Genomic DNA, 21,701 nt, shown 5'->3' on the forward strand with positions numbered 1-21,701 from the left:
TCACCGACTGCCCCTCCTCATCAGCTCAACGATCTCGTTCAGACCGCCAAGCGGTTGTTTCTGTTCTTCTTTGCTTAGTTCAGGTACGTCCGAAACTGACGGCTCGGGTATCACCTGTAACATCAGCGTAAGGAGCGGCCCGTATGGACTGTTTTGTCCTGCAATGCTTTCGGTCATCGATACCAGTGCTTTATGGCAACTATCCAGAACTCCAATGGCATCTTGCTCAGGAGCCTCGGCAATGAATTCAAGCACCATGGGCAAGTAATCCGGGAGTTCGGTAGCTTCCATATAGAAACCAGCCGCTTCATATCTGCGCTTCAAATCAATTAGTGCTGGCCCGCGATCCCTCTCATCGCCATACAAAGCATAGGTGAGATAGAGATTCGATTTTTTATCAAAGTCAAACGAACGAACATAAGCGTCCTGCCACCGAATAGCATCTAAAGCCTGCGCACTACTGATGAAGGTTAACACGGTCTGCTTCACTTTTTCATCAGAGATTGAATGAACAGCTTCCTGTACGCCATGTAATCCCTCTCTCCACTCGGTATCTGGATATTGCAGCAGATAGGAGATCAGTTTGCAGACCATTCGTCTTGTTTCCGTGTCGTACACCGGCTTTACGATTGGTTCTGGATCGATATCAATTGTCATCGTTGTTGTCTCCTCTCCTATGAGAATACGCCGCAAGAACCCGGGCCGCCTGCAAAGTCAAGACCGCAGCTGCCTTGTTCACTGAAGAGATCCGCCACTTCCTCACGGTGAGCTGGTGGGATCACAAAACGATCATCGTATTTCGCTATAGCGAGCAGACGGTACATATCTTCAACTTCCTGCGCACTCATGCCTACCATATCCAGCAGGTCGGACTCACTTGTTTTGCCGGTTTGCTGGTTACGCATATGAATCCGCATGACAGCCATTTTGCGCAGTACTTCACGAATACGTCCTGTATCTCCAGCAGTAAGCAGGTTTGCCAGGTATTCAACAGGAATACGCATGTTATCAATCGCCGGGAAAATATCGTTTGCTTCGAGCGAACTTCCTTGGCCTTCTACCCGGTTCGTGATCGGGCTCAGCGGCGGAATATACCATACCATTGGCATTGTGCGGTATTCAGGGTGAAGCGGCAGTGCGATCTTCCAGTCAATCACCATTTTGTAGATCGGGGACTGCTGCGCTGCTATAATCCAATCCTCTGGAATGCCTGCTGCCCTTGCTTCACGGATGACTTCAGGATCATTCGGATCAAGGAAAACATCCATTTGCGACTCATACAGATCCTTTTCATTCTCAACCGATGCCGCCGCTTCAATGCGGTCTGCATCATAGAGCATCAGACCGATATAGCGGATACGTCCGACGCAAGTTTCGGAGCAGATCGTTGGCAGACCCGCTTCAATCCGCGGGAAGCATAGTGTACATTTCTCGGCTTTGTTCGTCTGCCAGTTGAAATATACTTTTTTGTAAGGGCAACTGGATACGCAGAATCTCCATGCTCGACAAGCATTCTGGTCGACCAGTACGATACCGTCCTCTTCCCGTTTGTACATGGCACCCGACGGACAAGAGGACACGCAAGACGGGTTCAGACAGTGTTCACAGATTCGCGGCAGGTACATCATAAATACCTGTTCAAAATCCATTTTGATCGATTCCTCGACACCTTTCATGTTCGGGTCTTCCATCCCCGTTATATGAGCACCGGCGAGGTCATCTTCCCAGTTTGGACCCCATTCCAGTTTCATGTACTCTCCGGTGATTTGGGATTTCGGTCTTGCGACCGGCTGGTGTTTTTTCTCCGGACTGTTGGTCAGTTTTTCGTAATCATAAGTCCAAGGCTCGTAGTAGTCGTCAATCGTTGGTTGATCCGGGTTGTGGAAAATGTTAAGCAAACGTCTAGCACGTGTACCGGATTTCAGCTCCAACTTGCCATTTTTCATCTCCCAGCCGCCGCGATAACGCTCCTGATCCTCCCACTGTTTCGGATAACCGACACCTGGTTTCGTTTCGACATTGTTAAAATACATGTACTCTGCACCTGGACGATTCGTCCAGGTGTTTTTGCATGTAACGCTGCATGTATGGCATCCGATACATTTATCCAGGTTCATGACCATACTGACTTGTGCTTTAATCTTCAAGCCAATCCACCTCCTGCAGTTTTCTAATGATGACGTTCAGGTCACGCTGGTTGCCTGTCGGGCCATAATAGTTGAAACCATAACTTAACTGGGCATAACCACCGATCATATGTGTTGGTTTCACGTGAATACGAGTTGGACTGTTATGCGTACCACCGCGTGTCTGTGAAATTTTCGTACCCGGAACGTTAATGTGACGGTCCTGAGCGTGATACATAAAGGCTACTCCGCGCGGAATCCGGTGTGTAACGACTGCTCTTGCCACAACGACCCCGTTACGGTTGAAACATTCGATCCAGTCATTATCCGCCAGACCGGCGTCCTCAGCATCTTCATGATTCATCCAGATCGTTGGACCACCACGGAACAAGGTCAACATCGGCTGTGCATCATAGTACATACTGTGAATGGACCATTTATTATGTGGTGTCATGTAGTTCAGCACGATTTCTTTGCCGCCCTCAATCGGACGTTTACTGTTTGGATGGAACGGTGTATGTTTCAAAATCGGTTTGAAGGTCGCCAGCGTCTCACCGAACTCACGCAACATCGCATGGTCGATATAGAATTGCTGTCTGCCCGTTAATGTACGCCATGGAATCAGACGTTCCACGTTGGTTGTAAACGGTGAATACCGCCGTCCGCCTTTTTCCGATCCGCTGAATGCAGGCGATGTAATGACTGTTTTCGGTTTTGACGTAATCTCGTCAAACGTGAAACACTCCTCCGAGCGCTCTTCTGCCAGATCCTTCAAGTGAAGTGCCGTCTTCTTCTCAAGCGACTCCCACGCACGTACAGCCATCTTGCCATTTGTGGTGGTAGACAGCGTCAGAATTGCTTCAGCGACGTTACGATCTGTACTCAGATCTGGACATCCTTGTCCAATACCATCTTTTCGGTTAACACCAAGAATGCCTTTCAACTTCTCATACTCCTCGGTTGCAGACCATGAGATACCCTTCGTACCAATCGGTTTATCCTTCACATTAGGCCCGAGGCTGATCATTTTGTTGTAAACCGCAGCATAGTCACGTTCCACGACCTGAATATGCGGCATCGTTTTGCCCGGAATAGCTTCACATTCTCCAGCACTCCAGTCTTTGATCTCACCATACGGCTGCGCGAGTTCATCCGGTGAATCATGCAACAGCGGTGTAGTCAAAATCTCCTTCTGCGGTCCGTCAAATTGCTGTGCAGCCATGTCGGAGAACACACGAGCAATCTCCTTGAACGTATCCCAGTCGGAGCGGGATTCCCACTGTGTGGCTACTGCCGGGTTGAATGGATGCACAAACGGGTGCATATCCGTACTGCTCAGATCGCTTTTTTCATACCACGTGGCTGCTGGAAGTACGATATCGGAATACATTGCTGTACCCGCCATCCGGAAGTCCATATTGACCATAAGATCCAGCTTGCCTTCCGGAGCATGTTCCACCCACTCCACATGCTCTGGACGAAGTCCCAGATCATCATCATTCAGCAATCCGTTCGTGGCACCAAGCAAATGCTTGAGGAAATACTCATGTCCCTTGCCTGAGCTTGAGATCAAGTTTGCTCTCCAGACAAACAGCACACGCGGGAAGTTCGCCGGGTCATCAGGCTGTTCAATGGAGAATTTCAGATTTTTATTTTGCAATTCGGATGCCACGTAAGCCCCGATCTCTTCATTCGTTTTTGCTCCCGCATCCAGTGCATCCTGATGCAAATCAATCGAATTGCGGTTAAATTGCGGATAAGATGGAAGCCAGCCCATGCGTGCAGCCATAACATTATAGTCAGCAACGTGCTCGAAGCGCGAATCACCCTCAAGTGCCGAGGTCAGCTCTCCGACCTTAGTCTCCTCATATCTCCATTGATCTGTTGCAAAATAGAAGAATGATGTTCCGTTCTGCAGACGGGCAGGTCCGCTCCAGTCACGGGCAAACGCAATCGTCTGCCAGCCTTCCGCCGGACGCAGTTTCTCCTGACCTACATAGTGGGCCCAGCCGCCGCCATTGACACCTTGACAGCCAGTCATCAAAAGCAGGTTGATAATGGCACGATAGATGACATCGGAGTTGTACCAGTGGTTGATCCCCGCACCCATAATAATCATGGAGCGTCCCTGTGTATCGACGGCATTTTGTGCAAATTCACGTGCGATCTGAACGACGGTATCCCGGTCAACCCGGGTGATTTTTTCCTGCCAAGCCGGTGTAAATGGTTTATCCTCTTCCGTTTCCAGAACGACGCCTGCAACGATTTCATTAGAGTCTGCTGAACAAGTCATTTCACGGTCAACCCCGTACTTCGCCAGCACGAGATCGTATACCGACGTAACCGTAATCCAGCGATCATCAACCCAGATGCGGCGAACCGGGATTTGACGTTCCATTACGTGACTTCCTTCGTCATCGAAGTAAGGCAGTTGCACGGTTACGAGATCATGGTGCACACCGAGCATGGAAAGTCTTGGATCGATCGGCTCGCCGGTATCCACCTGCTCCATTTTGAGATTCCATGTACCTTCTTCACCCCAGCGGAAGCCCATACTGCCTTTTGGAATCGCATAAGATGCCGTATTTTCGTCATATACAAGGGTCTTCCATGCCATGTTGTTGCCCTGGATGCCCAGGTCTTCCCCTAGCAAGAAACGGCCTGCAATGTTTACGCCATTCTTTTCTTCGACAATCAATAAATTCGGAAAGTCCGTATATTGCTTCGCATAGGACATGAAGTAATCTGTAGGATGATCCAGATAAAATTCTTTCAGGATAATGTGTCCCATTGCCATGGCAAGCGCGCCATCTGTACCTTGTTTTACGGACATCCATGTGTCTGCAAACTTCACATACTCCGCATAATCCGGACTGATGGATACCACTTTGGTTCCTTTATACCGTGCTTCTGCCAAGAAGTGGGCATCCGGCGTACGGGTCATCGGCAGATTGGAACCCCAGACCAAAATGTATCCAGAGTTATACCAGTCGCTGCTCTCCGGCACGTCGGTCTGATCTCCCCAGATTTGCGGAGATGCCGGCGGCAAATCCGCGTACCAGTCATAGAAACTGAGCAGCGGTGAACCGACTAGCGATAAGAAACGTGATCCTGCAGCGTAACTGACCATGGACATCGCTGGAATCGGGGAGAACCCAATGATACGGTCAGGGCCGTAATCTTTGATCGTATGAATCATGGAAGCAGCAATAATCTGTGTTACTTCGCCCCATGACGCGCGAACCAGTCCTCCTTTGCCGCGTACCGATTTGTATCTCTTCACTTTGACCGGATCATTCGCGATACTTGACCATGCTTTTACTGGATCACCTTGAGTTTTCAGAGCCTCACGCCACATTTCAAGGAGCGCACCACGCACGTAAGGATGTTTCACACGTAATGGACTGTATAGATACCATGAGAAGCTTGCTCCACGCGGACATCCACGCGGTTCAAAATCGGGCATATCAGGTCCGGTTGATGGATAGTCCGTCGCCTGTGTTTCCCATGTCACGATGCCATCTTTCACATAAATCTGCCAGCTACACGAACCCGTGCAGTTCACGCCGTGTGTAGAACGCACCACTTTATCATGTTGCCAACGACGGCGATATACTTCTTCCCAGTCCCGGTTTACCGGGGACATCTCACTCCAGCCTTCTGCGTTTTTTTCACGTTTGGCAAAATACTTCAGTTTGCCCATCCAGGGCATGCTTTTGCTGCTCATTGTTGTCCTCCCACAATTGTGACCTGTTGATGCTGGTCTTCCTATCCTCCAATCTGCGACATATGCCGCAGCGTAGGTGTTCCGTTAATCTCTTGCCCTTTTAAGGCTTTTACCATGTCATGAGTTTCGGGTTTGGAGCCGAGCGCCTTGTAAAATAAATCCTGCACCGCTTTGTCGTTACCAACGAGCGGGCGAACATTGTACTCATCCGACCAGTACAAACAAGGCTTAATGTTACCGTCGGCCGTTAACCGGAGCCTGTTACAGCTACCGCAGAAATGGCTGCTGACCGGATGAATCAGACCGAATGTTCCAGCGGCTCCAACGATCCGGTAACTATCGGCCGGACCATTGCCGTACACATCCCCGCATCTTTCGTAGTTCCACTTGGCTCCACAAGTGTTCAGTACATGTTCAAGTGGCAAATAACTCGACTTCCAACCGGTTCCACTGTCTCCGATAGGCATGTACTCAATAAAACGAACATCAATTGGATCTTCCAGCGTCATGCGTAGAAAATCCTCCACCTCATCGTCATTTACACCCTTCATCAGTACAACGTTTAGCTTGATTGGCTTGAATCCAGCCTTCTGACTGGCTTTGATGCCCTCCAGTACGCGATGTACCTTACCACCCCGCGTAATACGCGCAAATCGCTCCGGCTTGAGCGAATCCAGACTAATGTTCACGCGTGTCAGACCTGCAGCTTTCAGCATCTCGGCATGAGCCGCCAAATATATGCCATTGGTTGTCAATGCAATGTCTTCAATCCCCGGAATAGCGGATAACATGGCAACCAGTTGATCCAGCCCCTTTCGAACCAGAGGTTCTCCGCCGGTCAATCTCAATTTCCGTATGCCTAGCGGAGCAAGTGCCTGGACAATCGATGTAATTTCTTCATAGGACAGGATACGTTCCGTCGGTTCAAACTGCATTCCTTCTTCCGGCATGCAGTACACACAACGCAAATTGCATCGATCCGTAACCGATATACGCAAGTAATCATGTACACGTCCATACGGGTCTATTAGCTTTGATTCCATTCACGTACCTCCTTTCTCTCGGGTGCTGTCATGACATCGGCTGATGGAAAAACACTCGTTACCTCACATGTACTGTCAATCATGGGCTTAAGCATAATGATGTCCGGCTCTGCTAACTGTGCAAAATATCACAAGAGCTGAAACATAACGCATAGTTGCATATTTACGAAAGCTCCGCAAATCTTTTCCGAACTGGATTCCAGATCAAATAAGGCGAGATTATGACAAAAAATAAAGGTGTGAGCAGGCTCACACAGCTCCCCAGTCTGCTTTTCTATAATCAAATTGCAACAACCACACTAATACCAATCTGGAGGAATGCCCCATGAACACATACGTTGCAACGATTAATGCCACAGAGTATCCACCTCATTTGAAACATAAAGTCATCTTTGAAACGTTCGAAGCTCTTCAGCCCGAAGAAGCGATGTTGCTCGTTAACGATCACGATCCAAAACCGCTCCGCTTCCAGTTTCAATCGACACATCCTGACGGCTTTGACTGGGAATATATCGAACAGGGTCCTATAACGTTTCAGGTCAAAATCACTAAACGATAGATTGGAGTTGAACGGGAATGGCGCACCAGTACGGAGGAATGGCCGTTTTATATGAATCTTCGATCAAGGTTGTTCAGCAGACGGAAGCAGCTACGGCAGTCAGCATCGAAACGGATGTGAACGTTCATGCTTGAAACCGACGTTAATATTGTTGAACTGGACGTACGCCCTCATCTGAGCAAAAAACTGGAGCCTTTTCAGCTCATTATGGCTACCGTTAAAGAACTGAAACACGAAGACGTATTGCTCCTGCATGCGCCGTTCAAGCCGACTCCACTACTTGGCATTCTGAAAATGAAAGGATACTCCAGTACATCGGAGCGTCTTGAATCCAATCATTGGTTGACCACATTTGTTCATAAAAAAAATAAAACCGCTGCAGCGAAAGTCTCTGCGGCGGTTCAATCCCATACTTTGGCTCGATATGAATTAACTTCATCGTCGATTGAGGATTCGGGTTCAGGGAATGCCGTAACTTCCTGTGAAGGGCAACCTCCAGCAATAGCTGAAACTTCGACATCCGAGGTTTTGTCAGATGAGCCCATAACAGAGGAACTGAAAGAGCCGACCATTGTACTCGACAATCGCGGACTGGAGCCGCCTCAGCCAATGATGCGCACATTAGCTGCACTTGAACGTTGCAAACCGGGAGAAGTTATCCTTATTCATAATGACCGCGTGCCCGTTTTTTTGATCGAGGAACTGAATCAGCTCGGTTGTCTCTACACGGTTGAGGACCAAGCGGATGGCACAGCCAAAGTCAGAATTGAAAAAGGGTAAGGGGGCAAAAGCCATGTCCAGGTTGCCGTTTCTTTTTATCATCACGGGCATCGTTGGATTTGTAATGTATCACGCCTTCTCCTTGCTCTCATTGACAGGCTGGCTAGGGGATGAATTGAGGGGACCCGAAGGCTGGTTTCATGCACATTTGTTCGTGCTTGGGTGGGCCACCATGCTGGCGATGGGTGCCGTTTATCAATTGATACATGTCATTTTGCAAACGAATATATATAGTACATTGCTTGGTTACTGTCACTATTTCTTGTTCACCGTCGGTGCTACAGGCATGTTGATTGGTTTTACTCGCACAGATGTAATCTGGATTGCAGATTCAGCAACGATTGCACTATCCGGCATCTTATTATTTGGCGTGAACATGGCTGTCACCCTCTTCCGGGCTTCACAATGGAATCCGGTGACGATTAGTGCAGCATGTGCCTGTCTGTACCTTGTACTCACCGGATTATCCGGCATGCTGATGGGACTGAATTTTGCTTTTGGCGACTGGAATGGTCTGCATCAACGATTGTTTGGCGCACATATATGGATGGGAACCCTTGGGTGGTTTGGCATGTTAATAACCGGATTCAGTTACAAAATGCTGCCGATGTTTTATTTGTCCCATGATTTCTCTATCCGACTTCAAAAAATCGTACTAATCTTGTGGAATGCCGCTGTTATCATCGGAGTAATCGCATTCCTCACGGGCATCCAAGGAGCCTTACTCTGGTTTGCGCTTTTGCTTTTGACAGGAGCACTGATCTGTTACGTATACCATCTGGAACAAATTCAAGAAAAACGCCATAAAAGCAACCCTGGCCCCGGAATCCGCTGGACGGTTTACGTAAGCCGTGCCTTGCTCGTATATTCCATGGCTCTGTTAATCTATAGTGCGCAAGATGTAGAGCTGCTCCTTGATTCACGCGTTGTGCTTCTGACTGGCTGGGTATATCTTGGAGGCTGGGTATCTCTGACGATCCTCGGTTATGCTTCCAAAATTGTGCCTTTTCTATGGTGGACCCACAAATACGGCAAGCTTGCCGGACGTCCAGGCACTCCTCTCATGGCTGGCATGTTAAGTGAAAAAAGGATCAAACGGGGAATACTTGCGATGGTCGCAGCCAGTCTGCTCTTAGTCAGCGGTATTCTAATCGATCTGGCGGAAGTGATGATGGTTGGCGGAACATTATTGTCTATGATCTCTATCGTGTATATTTCAAATATCGCCTTGGTATTCAGACGTTAACAAGATGGATTGGAGCGTGGAAAAGATGGAACAGACCTCACAATTGCTTGAGTATTTAAAAGAAGTATATGACCCCGAGCTTGGTGTCAACATCGTTGACCTCGGCCTTGTGTATGAAGTAAAGGAAGAACCTGAACGCATTCAGGTGCGAATGACGCTGACTACACCAGGCTGTCCGCTACATGACACCATCGTTGGTGCGGTGAAATGGGTTTTACAAGAAAATACCGACAAGACCGATATTGACGTGGAGGTGGTATGGGAACCGCAATGGTCTCCGCAGCTGATGTCCAGAGAAGCCAAAGAAATGCTCGGATACTTTTAAACCGTGCTGATCATCAAGGATGTTGGCCAAAGCATTGACGTCCAAACAACGCAATCTAATCGACAACAAGAACAACATAAACATAATCACCGATACTAAATGACGTACTCAAGTGCTGAATCGATCAGGGCATGGGTACGTTTTTGTGTTTGTTTTTCAGCACAAAAAAAGAGACCCCTAGCGGAGTCTGCAATTACTGATTACCTATTTATTTTATTCTGTTCTTTTCTGTTCTTTTCTTTATATTAGATATCTTTAGCGTAAGAAGCTTCCGGCACTCTACTCAGTACCACAAATAAGCGAACTTCCGTATCACTTGTGTTATGAAATGCGAATTCCGTCTCTCCTCCGCAGGATACCACATCTTCTGCCTGAATCTCATGCTCTGCTCCGTCCAGAATGAGTGTACCCTTGCCTTCAACGACGAGCAACGTGAGGTCTGCACCGGGATGTTTGTGAACGGGAAGCTGTTGTCCTGGCAGAAAATGAAGCACGAAGGTTACACCGCCTCCTTGTTGAGATAACACCCTTTTCGTGAAACGTTCCGTACTGTAGGCTTTAACTTCTTGTAATGACGTGATACTCATGGTATTCATCCTCCTGTATTTGTTCTGGTTATGTGTTTATCTTAACGTGAAAAAACCTGCAACTCCTTGATTCAAATCAAGAAAACACAGGTTTGGATTTAGGATTTACATTTTCAAATATCACTGGTTTTATATATGAGCAAATACAAATATCAAAATAATAGAGATGAACGTTATATATAGAAGAAACTCGATCAAATCACCAGGCGCCCTCTCTTCTCTGCCAGACCAATCGTTGCGTGCACACCCGAGTTAAATTCCAGAAAATCCTGCTCTACCCCGTCACTGAAAATAACTCCATCCTCCGGCATCTGTGAAACGATGTGCAGTGGCTGCTTCCCGTGTATCTGTCCAAACACAAGATTGGCCGCTGTTGTTCGGCTTGGGAACGGTTCACGCACTGTAAAATACAGATAAGGGGCATCCCACGTAAATTCATTCTTTCTCTCCCCTCTTTCAGGCATCGTTCCTGTTATTTCAAATGATCGTTCTTCACTGGTCAGACGCTCCCCATCTACCGTGCTTATTTGCTGCCAAGCCGCCGAATGGACAATACCTGAAGCACCAGCCAGCACACTCTTGAACCATCCGGTTGATCCCATACCTGTAGATACAATAATGCCACTGGACGATTGCTGTTCCACCTTGGCTCCCAATCGCACTTCATAACGTGCAGACACATGTGTCTTCCGACCAATAAATAAATCATTGACCCCGTACAGCACCTGTCCGTCATTTAACTCAACTTTGGCGAGTGTAACTTCCTTAAGCGCGCGCCGTCTAAGAATCACGTCTGGAACAATGAAGCTTAAATCCTCCACCGTAAAAGGTAATAACACGCCGTCCCAACGCATCGGATCTGGATTCACACCAATGAGAGGCTGCTCGGTAACATATTTCAATGTATTGGCAACCAGACCATCCTGTCCGACCACAACCACAATATCTTGCTCTCCAAATATAAAGTTTGGCACATGCTCTCGGTCAATCATCTGAACACGTCCAAGTTGGCTCAATTGCTGCTGTGCAAGCTGTATCGATTGCTTGTAACGTCGATCTTCTTCGACGTAATCGCTAAAGTCAGCACCAAGACGTTCAATGTAAAACTGAGCTTGCTGTACAGTGTTGTAACGTACAATCAATTCTTCCAGGCGGGTTCTGCGCTTAACCAAAATCAGTTTATGCTCACTCATGGGTTCATTTATTTTAACCATCTGTGATTCCACCTCCCGCCTTCCCTTTGACTCGAAGGTAACCTTTGTTCGTTTTTTTGACTGTTTGACTGGCCTCACTGACTTGTTTCACCAGAGTGGCTTGATTGTCAGACACGTTCTGACTAACTCGACTGGATCGTATAGCCCGTGTTCTGGAAGCGGTAAGATTGGTTTGTTTCCCCCATCCAACAATCATCGTGTTGCCCCTCCCTTGCCTCTTCCTTCTGCTGGTGCCATCAGGCCCTGCAGCAGATCTGGTGAAATATTAAGTTGCCCGATCTTGCCCGCATTCTCAGCCAGTTCCTGGAACGCAAGTGCAATCAGTTTATCCGAGTTCATGCCCATATTGGCCATGGCCTGTAATACGTTCGGCTGTACATGCTGTAGCGAATTCATGACCGCTGCAATCTCATACGCTTTGGCATCTGCTTCGGCATTCTGATTCGCGATGGTGAGCTCGATTAACTGCTGCTTACGCTCTTCCATCGCGGTATTAAACTGAAGCTGCTCCTGCTCCATCTCGTTCTGCTTCTGTTTCACCGAGCGCTCTGCCTGTAATTGAGTTTCCCGAATCTGTTGTTTCTTCGTCTCCACCGCAATCTCGGTATTCAGTTCATTTTCCTTCACACGCCGTTCCTGCTCAATCGAAGCATTACGCCGTACATATAAAGCCTCATCTGCCTGTTTTAAAATTTCTTCCCTCGCCTGTGCCTCCAACGCGCGCATCGTTTCCTTATTTGGCAAAATAGCCAGAATGGATAGATTCATCAGCTCTACGCCCAGCTTTTCCAACTCTTCATGCTGTGCGACTTCTCGTTTCATATTGCTGGCGAGCCGTTCGCTGGATTGAATCGCTTCTTTTAACGGCAACTGCTCCAAATATTTCTTCGTGAGCACTTTTGCAATGGTAATCACCCGCTGATCCAGCTTGTGAGGATCGTCGGACATATATTGATTTTTTCGCAAATTATACGTGTAATTCAGGCTCTGTGTAATTTTGTTGTAATCCATAATGCGATAGCTCAGCTGCCCCTGTACGGTAACCGTCTGATAATCCGCTGTAATCTCTTCAAACATAAACGGCACATCCACCGAAGAAACAGGCAATACAACAACCGAAGTCGTTGGCTCGTAATAATAAAAGGATAAACCCACACCTTCACGTTGTACCCTGCCGTTCTTCACTTTCATTACATATTCACTCGGCTGAAACTTTACAAATCGGAATCCAAACATGGCTCATTCCCCATTTCCCATTAATGTCGTTTTGATATTATCGAAATGATAACAAATGATCTTGATATTGTCAATACGACATTAACGAATTCCATACGAAAAAAGAGACCGAATCATGGATTCGACCCCTTTCTTCTCTACATGTCATTTGCGTCTCATTAAATCAAGTTACCGTTGTTTCAATTTCTAATACAGCTGTTCCATCAATCTCGCTACTGCAACGGCGCCTTGCGCACGATTAGCGGTTTGTTTGGGAGCAAATGTGCTATCAGGCAAGCCGTTTAGTAGACCGAGTTGTGACATGAATGCCACGGCGTCTTTGGCATACTCGGCAATATCTGCTTCATCTTTGAACTTCATCTGGCCGGTGTTTACAGTAGCAGAGTTGTTATTACGTTCTGCTGCTTCCATCGCTCGATGTAGCATAACAGCCATATCCTGCCGGGAAATGCGATCATTTGCACCGAATGTTCCGTCAGCTCTACCTTGAACAATGTTCATCTCAAGACCTGCGCGAACCGCATCCGCATACCATTGATCTGACTTGACGTCTGTCGGTAGTAGTATAGCCGAAGAATCGGTGTGATTTGTTTTTCCAATCCCTTTAACGAGCATCTGTAAAAATTGGGCACGGGTGAGTTCACCCTGCGGTTCAAAACGTGTGTCACTCATACCTGCAATGATGCCTTTGCTATAGAGATGTTGAACCTTTTGAGTTGCCCAGGTATGATGCTGTAAATCGGTTAACGGCACTTCAAGGTTGGTAATGACGTAACTGCCAGGCTTAGACGGCTTGAACGCCATCGTAGCTGTGGTCTGATCATACTTCGTATACATCACAGGATGAAGTTCACCGTTAGTTGAGATGGAGTTGACAACCATCACCGTATGATCTGCTTTGACAGGTTGCACATCGGACAAAAGCACTTCAACCGTTTTGTCAGCCCATTGGATTGACTTATTATTGAGTAGCATCTGCACATCAACTACAGGATGATCGCCAATTTGGGCTTGCTGGTTAACGTTCACTTGTGCTATGGAGCCTTCCGCAACGACAACGTCAAACGTACCTGTGTTCTCTGCAATCGTGAGCGGCAGGGACCGAAGCGGGACCCGAACTGTCGTTTTGCCTGCAACCACCTCGATGGACTGCACTTCCTCCGAACGAACCCATGAAGAGAGCTGACCTGCTGACACTTGGAACGTCACTGCTTTGGAACCGTCTGGTACATCGGCCACAAGCTTCAATGTACGTTTGCCTGTGTCCATTGATCTCAAAGCCTGAGTAAGCTCAGATGCACTTGGACGCACCGCATATGCACCATCTCCTGTTACCGTTCCTTTTACAGTAATGGAACCGCTCGCTGTTTCGTTCCCGGGTGTTGGCTGAGGTGTAACTACCGGATTGTTCGTACTTGTTGAAGGTTCCGATGACCCGGACGGATTACTTGGCTGAGATGGCTGCCCTGTGCCCGGGTTTGTCTGACGTGCCAGTTGTGCCATGGCTTCCTTCAGAAGTTGATCTGCACTGGTGAGCTCTTGTTCCGTAGCTTCCGCATCCAGAACAAGTTGCTGCGCTTGTCCCAGCACTTTGCTGAACACACTCCAGCTTGAAGCCGTGTAATCGGTTTGTTTCAACGCTTCCGCAGCTGTAACGGTTGATTTTAATACGGTCCTGTCACCCGGAATTGTGCCATATGCCTCAAATTCCATGAATCCAACCCATGTCGGGCCAGCTGTAATGGTTACACGAATATAACGCCCCTCTGTTCCCTCGGGGAGAACATGACTTGGGGATGTAGATACGATAACATCACTGGTTGTATCCAATACCGTCTTGAAATGCTCATTATCATCGGAGACATCTATTCTGTATTTGATACCACCGCTCCACATCGACATTTCAAGTTTCCGGAGATTGGCCACCTGTCCCAAGTCCACCTTCCACCAAGTGTTGTCACCCGGACCAAGATCCGTTCCCCATGATGTATTTGGATTATCGTCAATTGCTCCTGACGGCGCATTGTCTTTACCGCCACCATTTCCAGCACTGCTGTATGCAGTAGCGGTTTTACCTGTGGTCAAGGCTTCTAGTTTGACCAGATTTGTAAAAGCTTGTTTTAATGTATCCCGTGCTGCATTTACCTGAGATTGCATAGCATCTGTTTGGTCTCTCACCTGAATAGCCGCCTGTAAAGCTTGCTGTAGAACCGACCAGCTGCGGTGTGTATATGAAGATTCATTTTCCAGTTGCATGAGCTGGATGAATTGGTGCAGTTCCGTTTTATCCACGTCAGACAAGCCCTTAATGGCTGATTCCAGGCGCTCTACCGCTTTATTGGCATCAGTCTGAGTAGCCCGTGAGTTAGCCACAACGGATTTTGCATGTTCCAGTGCTTTACTGAATACGCTCCACGTTGCAGCCGACCAGTTATTCTGTTGGATCTTCTCTGCTTCTGCAATTGCCACTTGGAGCGGTTCCAGTTCCGGTGTAATCACGCCGAGTTGTAACATCACATTTTCCAAATATGTTGTTGCAGCATCGGTTTCCTCTTGACTCACACCACCTGATGTATACGCTCGGGCGTACACCCCTTTAGCTTCAACAATTGCAGGAGCCAGACTGCCCCAGCTTTCTGGTGTGAAATCACTTTCTACAAGCGAGTTAGCACGTGTCATTGCTGCTGCAAGTTGCTGTCGATCTGTCGGCATCTGTTCCAGTCCTCTTTTGTACACATCGAGAGACCATAACGCTCTTCCTTCATACGAATGCCCGCCATTCGCTGGGTACTCATCGTAATCAAACATGCCCTGGTTCTCCCATGCATCGCCTTCGGATGCAATCCAGCCTACACCTGCCGGAATCCATGCCGGCTCCCAGTAGAAGAAACCTGCGCCACGATTATTCGGTACATTGGCGATCAAATCCATGATGCCTGCAATTGCATCGTATTGACCTTGCACTGTTGCCGGGAACGTGGCTCCACCTTGAATGAGCGCTTGATCCGAACCGATAATATTTCCATGCGCGTCCCCGTTTTTATAAGTAAACGGATAAGAAGTTTCAGCTATTATGACATCTTTCCCAAAGGCTGCTGAAACTTCGTTCATCGTTTTCTGCACATCGGCAAATGTACCGTGCCAGAACGGATAATAGGATAGCCCAATGATGTCATAATCGGAGTCGAGTCCTTGTTTTTTCAACTCAGTAAAATACCATTTGAATGTCTCTGCCTTGCCACCTTCAGCCAGATGAATCATGATCTTCGTCCGATCAGAAGCATTAACGTTTCCTTCAACCGCGCGAACCCCATTAATTCCCTGCTTTAGCAAAGCTGCATTTTCCTCAAAATTCACGTCGCTGCTTAATCCATTGAGAAGACCACTGTTGATCTCGTTACCAATCTGCACCATATCCGGCATGGCTCCTGCCTTCTTCAGATCTCCAACGACTTCAACCGTATAACCATACACTGCTTGCTTAAGCTCATTGAAACTTAACTTTTCCCACGCTTTCGGTCTGAGCTGTTGACCCGGGTGTGCCCACTCATCGGAGTAATGGAAATCCAGCAGCACCTTTAACCCTTTTTGCTTCGCGCGTACGGCCATGGTAATGACGTCATCCTTATCGTTATAACCGCCTGATTTTTGTGGGTCATTCCACAAACGCAGACGTACATAATTGACACCTCGATCCTTGAGGATATCAAGCAAGTCCCGCTCGGTGCCGTTGCTATCCAGGTATTTTCCACCTTTATCCTCGATAGCCGTGAGTGTGGAAATATCGACGCCCCTCACATAATCGGAACGATAACCTTGTACAACAACCGTTGCTTCAGGCTTTTTCTCAGTACCATATACCGCACCAGTTACAGAGAATGAACCTGATTTTTCATATTGCGTTGGATCAATGCTCTCCCATGTGACAGGAACGAGACCCGACTTATTATTCGTAAAATTGGCTTTGACTTCCGCCGGCAGAACCGGCGCACTCCGTGCAAATGTACTAACATGAACGGAATCAAAACTGATAATATTGGCTGGTTCCATCCCTTCGGATTCTCCCCACACTTTAAACTCCAGTATTTGTGGCCACGCTCCACCTTCCTTATAAAAGGATATGTTGAGCTTAATGTATCGTACATTATTTTGTTGAAATGTAAGATCAGCAATCTGTTTCGCATCTGCGTTATCACTTTGATCCGTAACGGTAGACCAATGCTGCTGGTCAGCAGACGTTTCAACCGTATACTTCACTACCGTATTGTCCCTCCATGTTATTTCCGCTCCGGAAAGATTGTACGTTTCACCCAGATCAATGATGACCCACTCCGGTTTTTCAGAAGTCACTCCCGTTTCTGTACTCCAATAGGTGCTTGCATCACCATCTACCAGATGCGTTTTATCGCCTCCCCATCGTTTTTCATCCGAGCTCACCGATACCGTTTTGTTCAGCGCGACATTGTTTTTTGCCGCTTCTGCGGGCCTGGCGATCAGACCCAGATCACAGAATAACAACAACAAAACAAGACAGCCGCTTATGTACCTTTTGTTCACCCTTGATCTCCCCTTCTTGTGTTTGTTTGTGCTTGGATCAATGAATGTCATGAATCATCCCCATTGTAAGCGCTTCATGATCCTTAGCAACACGGCATTATGCAAAGGAAACAGCAGTTATTTTAACAATGTCGACTTTTCTAAACATAATCCAGCCTAGCGTAATCCTTATTTTCCAGCCTCAGGGAGATGAACGGTCGCATTCTTTTTTCCGGCAAAAGCATATCAAAAGCAAAAAATCTGTTGCCCGCCCGGAGGCGGAACACAACAGATTTAGTGGGCTTACTATATTGAAATCGTTTATTAGTATAGTTCAATAGAAAATTTCAGATCCTTCTATTATTTCGCCAGCTTCAATTCAAGACGTACCTGGATATCATTTTCAGTGGAAAGCACAACCGAGTGTGGATTTTTCATGCCAAAATCTTCGAATGTAACCATCGTTGTGCCGGACAGCAGCACTTCATTATTTTGATAAGCCGCTTTGGCATCAAACGTAACCTCTTTATCTATACCTTTTACGTTCAGCATACCTTTCATCTTCAAATCAACTGTCTGTCCTTCCGTCCATTCAGAAGGCATTCCTTCGAATGAAGTGGCTTTAAATGTAGCTTGTGGATATTGGGCAATATCAAAGAAATCGGCTTCTTTAACATGTCCATCCCGTTGACCGTTACCAGAATCAATACCGCTCAATTCAATTTTACCTTCCGCTTGTGATTGAGCCGGGTCATTCACATTAATCGTCCATTTTCCGCTAACCTGCTCGTCCACAAAATTCACGGTTTCCTGCGAAGTGGTTACTGAGAAGTATACTTTCGATCCCTGGCTGATATTCCAGTCCCCGTTCAACTGGTCTGCTCCAACCTTTTTATTTTCCACTGCTGTGCCCGTGCCGCTATCTGTAGCTGTACCAGATGCAGCCGCGTTTACCGGAAGTACCTGTTCAATCTCAACATTGTTTCCTAAGTAACTATTTGCAAAGTAATAACCGCCCCCACCAATGATGGCTACTGCTGCTACTCCTGTAATAATCCACGTTTTAGCCTTTTTACTCATCTTTATTATTCCTCCAGTACAGTATGGTTTCGTTACCTCTTGATATGGATAGTAACAGCCCAATGTGTCAGGAAGAAGTCAAGATGAAATTCTTTTTCATTTTTTTTCAAAAAGTGAAAACAGGATTGGCTTTATGACCCGCCTCATGTAAAATCAGTACACAAGCTTGTCTGTGAAAGGAGAACACCCTGTTTGAAATCTGTACTCATCGTAGAGGATGAGCAAGCAATCGCACGCGTTCTAGCTGCTTATCTGAGAAAAGCTGAATTTGAAGTTCATCATGCAGCGGATGGCAAGACCGCTTTAACCCTGTTTGATTCCGAAAATCCTTCTATCGTTTTACTAGACGTTATGCTGCCAGGAATGGATGGATGGGACCTGTTACGAATTATTCGGGAAAAGAGTGCTTGTCCCGTCATTATGTTAACTGCACTGGACGATATTACAGATCGGCTTAACGGTCTGAATGCCGGTGCTGACGATTATATGAGCAAACCGTTTGTACCTGAAGAAGTGGTTGCACGCGTGAATGCAGTACTGCGACGGAACCCCCACTGGACTTCCGGAGGGCAGGACAAGCGTTCTTTTGGCAATCTGGTCATTGACCTTGCGGCTAAGCAAGTGCTACTGAACGGTGCGGAGGTCGCGCTTACACCACGTGACCTGTCTCTTCTTATTTTTCTGTCCGAGTATCCCAACCGCACATTCACTAGAGATCATCTAATTGAACAAGTCTGGGGACTCGATTATGAAGGCAGTGATCGTGCTGTAGATCTATCGATCAAACGACTGCGTCAAGCACTCTCTCACTGGACAACAGACACAGGAGAAATCCGGACGTTGCGAGGAATGGGGTATCAATTTTGGATCGCCAATTAACATCCACCAAACCGAAACGAACGACATCTATTTTGTCACATTGGACACTACGTTACTTTCTGATTTTATGTATCGGCTTCTCCGTAATTGCCGCGGGTGCGCTGTACTGGATACGAACAACATCGATTGAGAAAAGTTTGAAAACGGCTGAGCTACTCGGTTGGGAGATTGCTGATCGAGTAACCGTGAAGGGCAGTCAGCTTTGGGTTCCACCTGACCTGAATACAATCGTAAGCAGCCGGGAGAAGCTGTTTAATACCGATCATTATTTCTGTGTCATGGTACTGGACAATAATAACAAGCTGATTTTCTCCCAGCCTAAAATGAAGCAGGAAGATGTCCATTATCGGCTCTCTGACGACTATCTTAAACCACGCAACAATAAATACGCTGGAGTAACGGTCGATATTACAGACGGGAATCAGACTCTAGGTAAAGTTTGGGTCATGCAGTCCAAGCAATCCATCACGTTCAGTCCTGAAACGATCTGGCTCGTCGCATTGATTTTTGGAGGCCTTATTCTCTGTGGCTGGTTCACGATCTATCTTCTGTCGAGCAAACTATCGAGACCAATTCGACAGGTGGCTTATGCGGCAGAGCAAATCCGAGCCGGGAATTATGATGTAAACCTTGATATTAAAACACGTGAACGGGAAATGAACGAGCTTGTAGGTTCTTTTGGGGATATGGCAACCCGTCTGCGTCAACTCGAAGAATGGCGTGCACTTTCTCTTGCAGGCGTGAGTCATGAGCTCAAAACGCCTGTCACCTCGATCAAAGGATTGGTGATGGCTGTTCGCGACGATGTCGTCAGTCCCCAGGAAGGCAAAGAATTTCTGGATATTGCTCTGAAAGAATCAGAGCGCATGGAACGAATGATTGCGGATCTGCTGGATTATAATGCCATGACCGCTGGAAGTGTTGCTGTTCGGAAGGAACGCACCGACCTGAAGTTGCTTGTAGGCGAGATCATTTACCAATGGAAAATTGCCTATGAAGAACATATGCCAGAAGTTCAGCTTCATGCGCCGTCAGACGCACTATACGTGATGGGTGATGCCCTCCGGATCCAGCAGATTATTGTAAATTTGCTTAACAATGGACTGCATGCCACAATACCTGGCCAACAAGCCCTCTTCCATATACATTTACGCGTAGAGGAAGATATGTTACATGTCGATGTGCAGGACAACGGCACGGGAATTACCATAGAGGATCAGCGTAACATATTCGAACGATTCTATCGGGGAGAGTTGAAAAAACGCCGTAATCGTGGCTTGGGTCTCGGTTTAACATACAGCCGTCTTCTTGCACAGGAGCAAGGTGGTACGTTAGTCCTCGTTTCCAGCAGTCCAGATGGAAGTACGTTTAGATTAAGCTTGCCACGCTGGGTTGCTCAGCAGGAAGCGTCTATGCCAGAGAAAACCTATCGTTCACCTGTCAAAGCGAAATCAGCATTGTAATAAAAAGGCCCGGTATTCCTTACAAGAAGGAAGCCGGGCTTTCGTTATTCGCCCAGGTACTGACCTCACCTCTATCCTTGAAACACTCGGGGCCTGTATTCCTCGTACGCATCAGAGATCAACTGTCTGTGCAGAGCACTGCTTCCAATAATAGCTTTACGCTTTGCTTTCAACACAATCTGCTCCACATCCGCATAGCTGCATCCAGCCAGCCGTTCACAGATATACTCCTCCAGCCTGTGCTCCTGTTCAAACGTTCCAACCAGTTTGCTAATGTACAGTCTGCGGCTATCTTCATCTGGCATCGCGTACGTCATCTTGGTATCAAATCGGCGCCAGATCGCATGATCAAGCTGTGTCTCCAGATTCGTGGCAGCCACCAGGATACTGTCTCCTTCGAATTCATCCAAACATTGCAAAAGTGTATTCACCACCCTTGCCATTTCTTTTACCTCGTCGTTACTTTCCCGTGTCCGGCCAATCGCATCAAATTCATCAAGAAACAATACGCAAGGATTAAGGCGAGCATATTCAAACAACTTGCGTACATTACTTCCCGTTTCTCCCAAGTAGCTGTGAATAAGGGCATCCAGCCTGACCAGTACAAGAGGCAATTCCAATCTCTGAGCCAGATAAGACGCGGTTAACGTTTTCCCTGTGCCGGGAGGGCCAAACATGACCATTTTATTAGGGATGGAAACATCATGTTCCCTGAACTTTTCCTTCATGCCCAGAATCGTGATGAACTCTTCGACAATGCGTTCATTTTCCGCCGAAAAGACAATATGTTGTGCTTTTCGTTTGCATTCCTTCGGCGTGTAGAATGCCGCCATATCGATTCCTTTTGCACGCGGGATTCGGTTTGCGTGATTCATTTTACTCATGTGTATGTGTGCTCCT

Annotated in this window: 17 protein-coding genes; 6 read left to right on the forward strand and 11 right to left on the reverse strand. The window is 47.2% G+C overall.

From position 1 onward, the window contains the following. From narJ to moaA, 4 genes are read right to left on the reverse strand one after another with little or no spacing between them, the layout of a single operon-like run. Positions 1-657 carry a nitrate reductase molybdenum cofactor assembly chaperone gene (gene narJ, locus FS818_RS09840; protein ID WP_145331650.1) on the reverse strand — a complete coding sequence of 219 codons (657 nt, stop codon included), beginning with the start codon at positions 655-657 and terminating at the stop codon, positions 1-3. 17 nt (positions 658-674) lie between these two features. After that, entirely contained in the window at positions 675-2,147 is a 1,473-nt protein-coding gene (gene narH / locus FS818_RS09845) for a nitrate reductase subunit beta (RefSeq protein WP_145331651.1), read from the reverse strand. Then, positions 2,137-5,853, reverse strand: a complete 3,717-nt coding sequence (locus FS818_RS09850; RefSeq protein ID WP_145331652.1) for a nitrate reductase subunit alpha — start codon at positions 5,851-5,853, stop codon at positions 2,137-2,139. Before FS818_RS09850 ends, narH begins: the two co-directional genes overlap by 11 nt. A 41-nt stretch (positions 5,854-5,894) precedes the next feature. Continuing rightward, a complete protein-coding gene (gene moaA / locus FS818_RS09855) occupies positions 5,895-6,896 on the reverse strand; it encodes a GTP 3',8-cyclase MoaA (RefSeq protein ID WP_145331653.1) in 1,002 nt (333 codons plus the stop codon). 325 nt (positions 6,897-7,221) lie between these two features. Between moaA and FS818_RS09860 the strand changes: the two genes are divergently transcribed. The 4 genes from FS818_RS09860 to FS818_RS09875 all read left to right on the forward strand — a co-directional run bounded on the left by FS818_RS09860 (position 7,222) and on the right by FS818_RS09875 (position 9,806). Beyond that, positions 7,222-7,455, forward strand: a complete 234-nt coding sequence (locus tag FS818_RS09860; protein WP_145331654.1) for a DUF2249 domain-containing protein — start codon at positions 7,222-7,224, stop codon at positions 7,453-7,455. Positions 7,456-7,581: 126 nt separating this feature from the next. After that, a complete protein-coding gene (locus tag FS818_RS09865; RefSeq protein WP_145331655.1) occupies positions 7,582-8,235 on the forward strand; it encodes a DUF2249 domain-containing protein in 654 nt (217 codons plus the stop codon). Between the two features lie 13 nt (positions 8,236-8,248). Continuing rightward, positions 8,249-9,481, forward strand: a complete 1,233-nt coding sequence (locus FS818_RS09870; RefSeq protein ID WP_145331656.1) for a hypothetical protein — start codon at positions 8,249-8,251, stop codon at positions 9,479-9,481. Between the two features lie 25 nt (positions 9,482-9,506). Further along, a complete protein-coding gene (locus FS818_RS09875) occupies positions 9,507-9,806 on the forward strand; it encodes a metal-sulfur cluster assembly factor (RefSeq protein WP_145331657.1) in 300 nt (99 codons plus the stop codon). Positions 9,807-10,051: 245 nt separating this feature from the next. Here FS818_RS09875 and FS818_RS09880 read toward each other — a convergent pair whose 3' ends face one another. The 6 genes from FS818_RS09880 to FS818_RS09905 form a co-directional block, all read right to left on the reverse strand. Continuing rightward, positions 10,052-10,393 (reverse strand): cupin domain-containing protein, encoded by a 342-nt coding sequence (locus FS818_RS09880; RefSeq protein ID WP_145331658.1) that lies wholly within the window; start codon positions 10,391-10,393, stop codon positions 10,052-10,054. 194 nt (positions 10,394-10,587) lie between these two features. After that, complete coding sequence (locus FS818_RS09885; RefSeq protein WP_397351732.1) at positions 10,588-11,607, reverse strand: diacylglycerol kinase catalytic domain-containing protein; 1,020 nt, start codon at positions 11,605-11,607, stop codon at positions 10,588-10,590. Beyond that, on the reverse strand, positions 11,600-11,803 hold the full coding sequence (locus tag FS818_RS09890; protein WP_145331659.1) for a hypothetical protein: 204 nt from the start codon (positions 11,801-11,803) through the stop codon (positions 11,600-11,602). The genes FS818_RS09885 and FS818_RS09890 overlap by 8 nt, the downstream gene beginning before the upstream one ends. Continuing rightward, positions 11,800-12,843 (reverse strand): SPFH domain-containing protein, encoded by a 1,044-nt coding sequence (locus FS818_RS09895; RefSeq protein WP_145331660.1) that lies wholly within the window; start codon positions 12,841-12,843, stop codon positions 11,800-11,802. Before FS818_RS09895 ends, FS818_RS09890 begins: the two co-directional genes overlap by 4 nt. 186 nt (positions 12,844-13,029) lie before the next feature. After that, positions 13,030-17,400, reverse strand: a complete 4,371-nt coding sequence (locus FS818_RS09900) for a glycosyl hydrolase 53 family protein (RefSeq protein ID WP_186375451.1) — start codon at positions 17,398-17,400, stop codon at positions 13,030-13,032. 339 nt (positions 17,401-17,739) lie between these two features. After that, positions 17,740-18,459, reverse strand: coding sequence for a YceI family protein (locus FS818_RS09905; RefSeq protein WP_145331662.1), 720 nt, complete (start codon positions 18,457-18,459; stop codon positions 17,740-17,742). 192 nt (positions 18,460-18,651) lie between these two features. Between FS818_RS09905 and FS818_RS09910 the strand changes: the two genes are divergently transcribed. Together FS818_RS09910 and FS818_RS09915 are read left to right on the forward strand one after the other, a co-directional pair. Beyond that, complete coding sequence (locus FS818_RS09910; RefSeq protein WP_090917028.1) at positions 18,652-19,338, forward strand: response regulator transcription factor; 687 nt, start codon at positions 18,652-18,654, stop codon at positions 19,336-19,338. Further along, entirely contained in the window at positions 19,323-20,801 is a 1,479-nt protein-coding gene (locus tag FS818_RS09915) for a HAMP domain-containing sensor histidine kinase (RefSeq protein WP_145331663.1), read from the forward strand. Before FS818_RS09910 ends, FS818_RS09915 begins: the two co-directional genes overlap by 16 nt. A gap of 71 nt (positions 20,802-20,872) precedes the next feature. Here the strand turns inward: FS818_RS09915 and FS818_RS09920 are convergent, their stop codons facing one another. Continuing rightward, a complete protein-coding gene (locus FS818_RS09920; protein ID WP_145331664.1) occupies positions 20,873-21,685 on the reverse strand; it encodes an AAA family ATPase in 813 nt (270 codons plus the stop codon). Positions 21,686-21,701 lie beyond the last annotated feature (16 nt).

Origin of the sequence: Paenibacillus xylanexedens (assembly GCF_007680605.1) — a bacterium.
Taxonomy (GTDB): domain Bacteria; phylum Bacillota; class Bacilli; order Paenibacillales; family Paenibacillaceae; genus Paenibacillus; species Paenibacillus xylanexedens_B.

Coding starts and splice junctions, on each gene's coding strand:
- narJ (WP_145331650.1), bottom strand. CDS start 657: ATGACAATTGATATCGATCCAGAACCAATCGTAAAGCCGGTGTACGAC.
- FS818_RS09850 (WP_145331652.1), bottom strand. CDS start 5,853: ATGAGCAGCAAAAGCATGCCCTGGATGGGCAAACTGAAGTATTTTGCC.
- moaA (WP_145331653.1), bottom strand. CDS start 6,896: ATGGAATCAAAGCTAATAGACCCGTATGGACGTGTACATGATTACTTG.
- FS818_RS09860 (WP_145331654.1), top strand. CDS start 7,222: ATGAACACATACGTTGCAACGATTAATGCCACAGAGTATCCACCTCAT.
- FS818_RS09865 (WP_145331655.1), top strand. CDS start 7,582: ATGCTTGAAACCGACGTTAATATTGTTGAACTGGACGTACGCCCTCAT.
- FS818_RS09870 (WP_145331656.1), top strand. CDS start 8,249: ATGTCCAGGTTGCCGTTTCTTTTTATCATCACGGGCATCGTTGGATTT.
- FS818_RS09875 (WP_145331657.1), top strand. CDS start 9,507: ATGGAACAGACCTCACAATTGCTTGAGTATTTAAAAGAAGTATATGAC.
- FS818_RS09880 (WP_145331658.1), bottom strand. CDS start 10,393: ATGAGTATCACGTCATTACAAGAAGTTAAAGCCTACAGTACGGAACGT.
- FS818_RS09885 (WP_397351732.1), bottom strand. CDS start 11,607: ATGGTTAAAATAAATGAACCCATGAGTGAGCATAAACTGATTTTGGTT.
- FS818_RS09890 (WP_145331659.1), bottom strand. CDS start 11,803: ATGATTGTTGGATGGGGGAAACAAACCAATCTTACCGCTTCCAGAACA.
- FS818_RS09895 (WP_145331660.1), bottom strand. CDS start 12,843: ATGTTTGGATTCCGATTTGTAAAGTTTCAGCCGAGTGAATATGTAATG.
- FS818_RS09905 (WP_145331662.1), bottom strand. CDS start 18,459: ATGAGTAAAAAGGCTAAAACGTGGATTATTACAGGAGTAGCAGCAGTA.
- FS818_RS09920 (WP_145331664.1), bottom strand. CDS start 21,685: ATGAGTAAAATGAATCACGCAAACCGAATCCCGCGTGCAAAAGGAATC.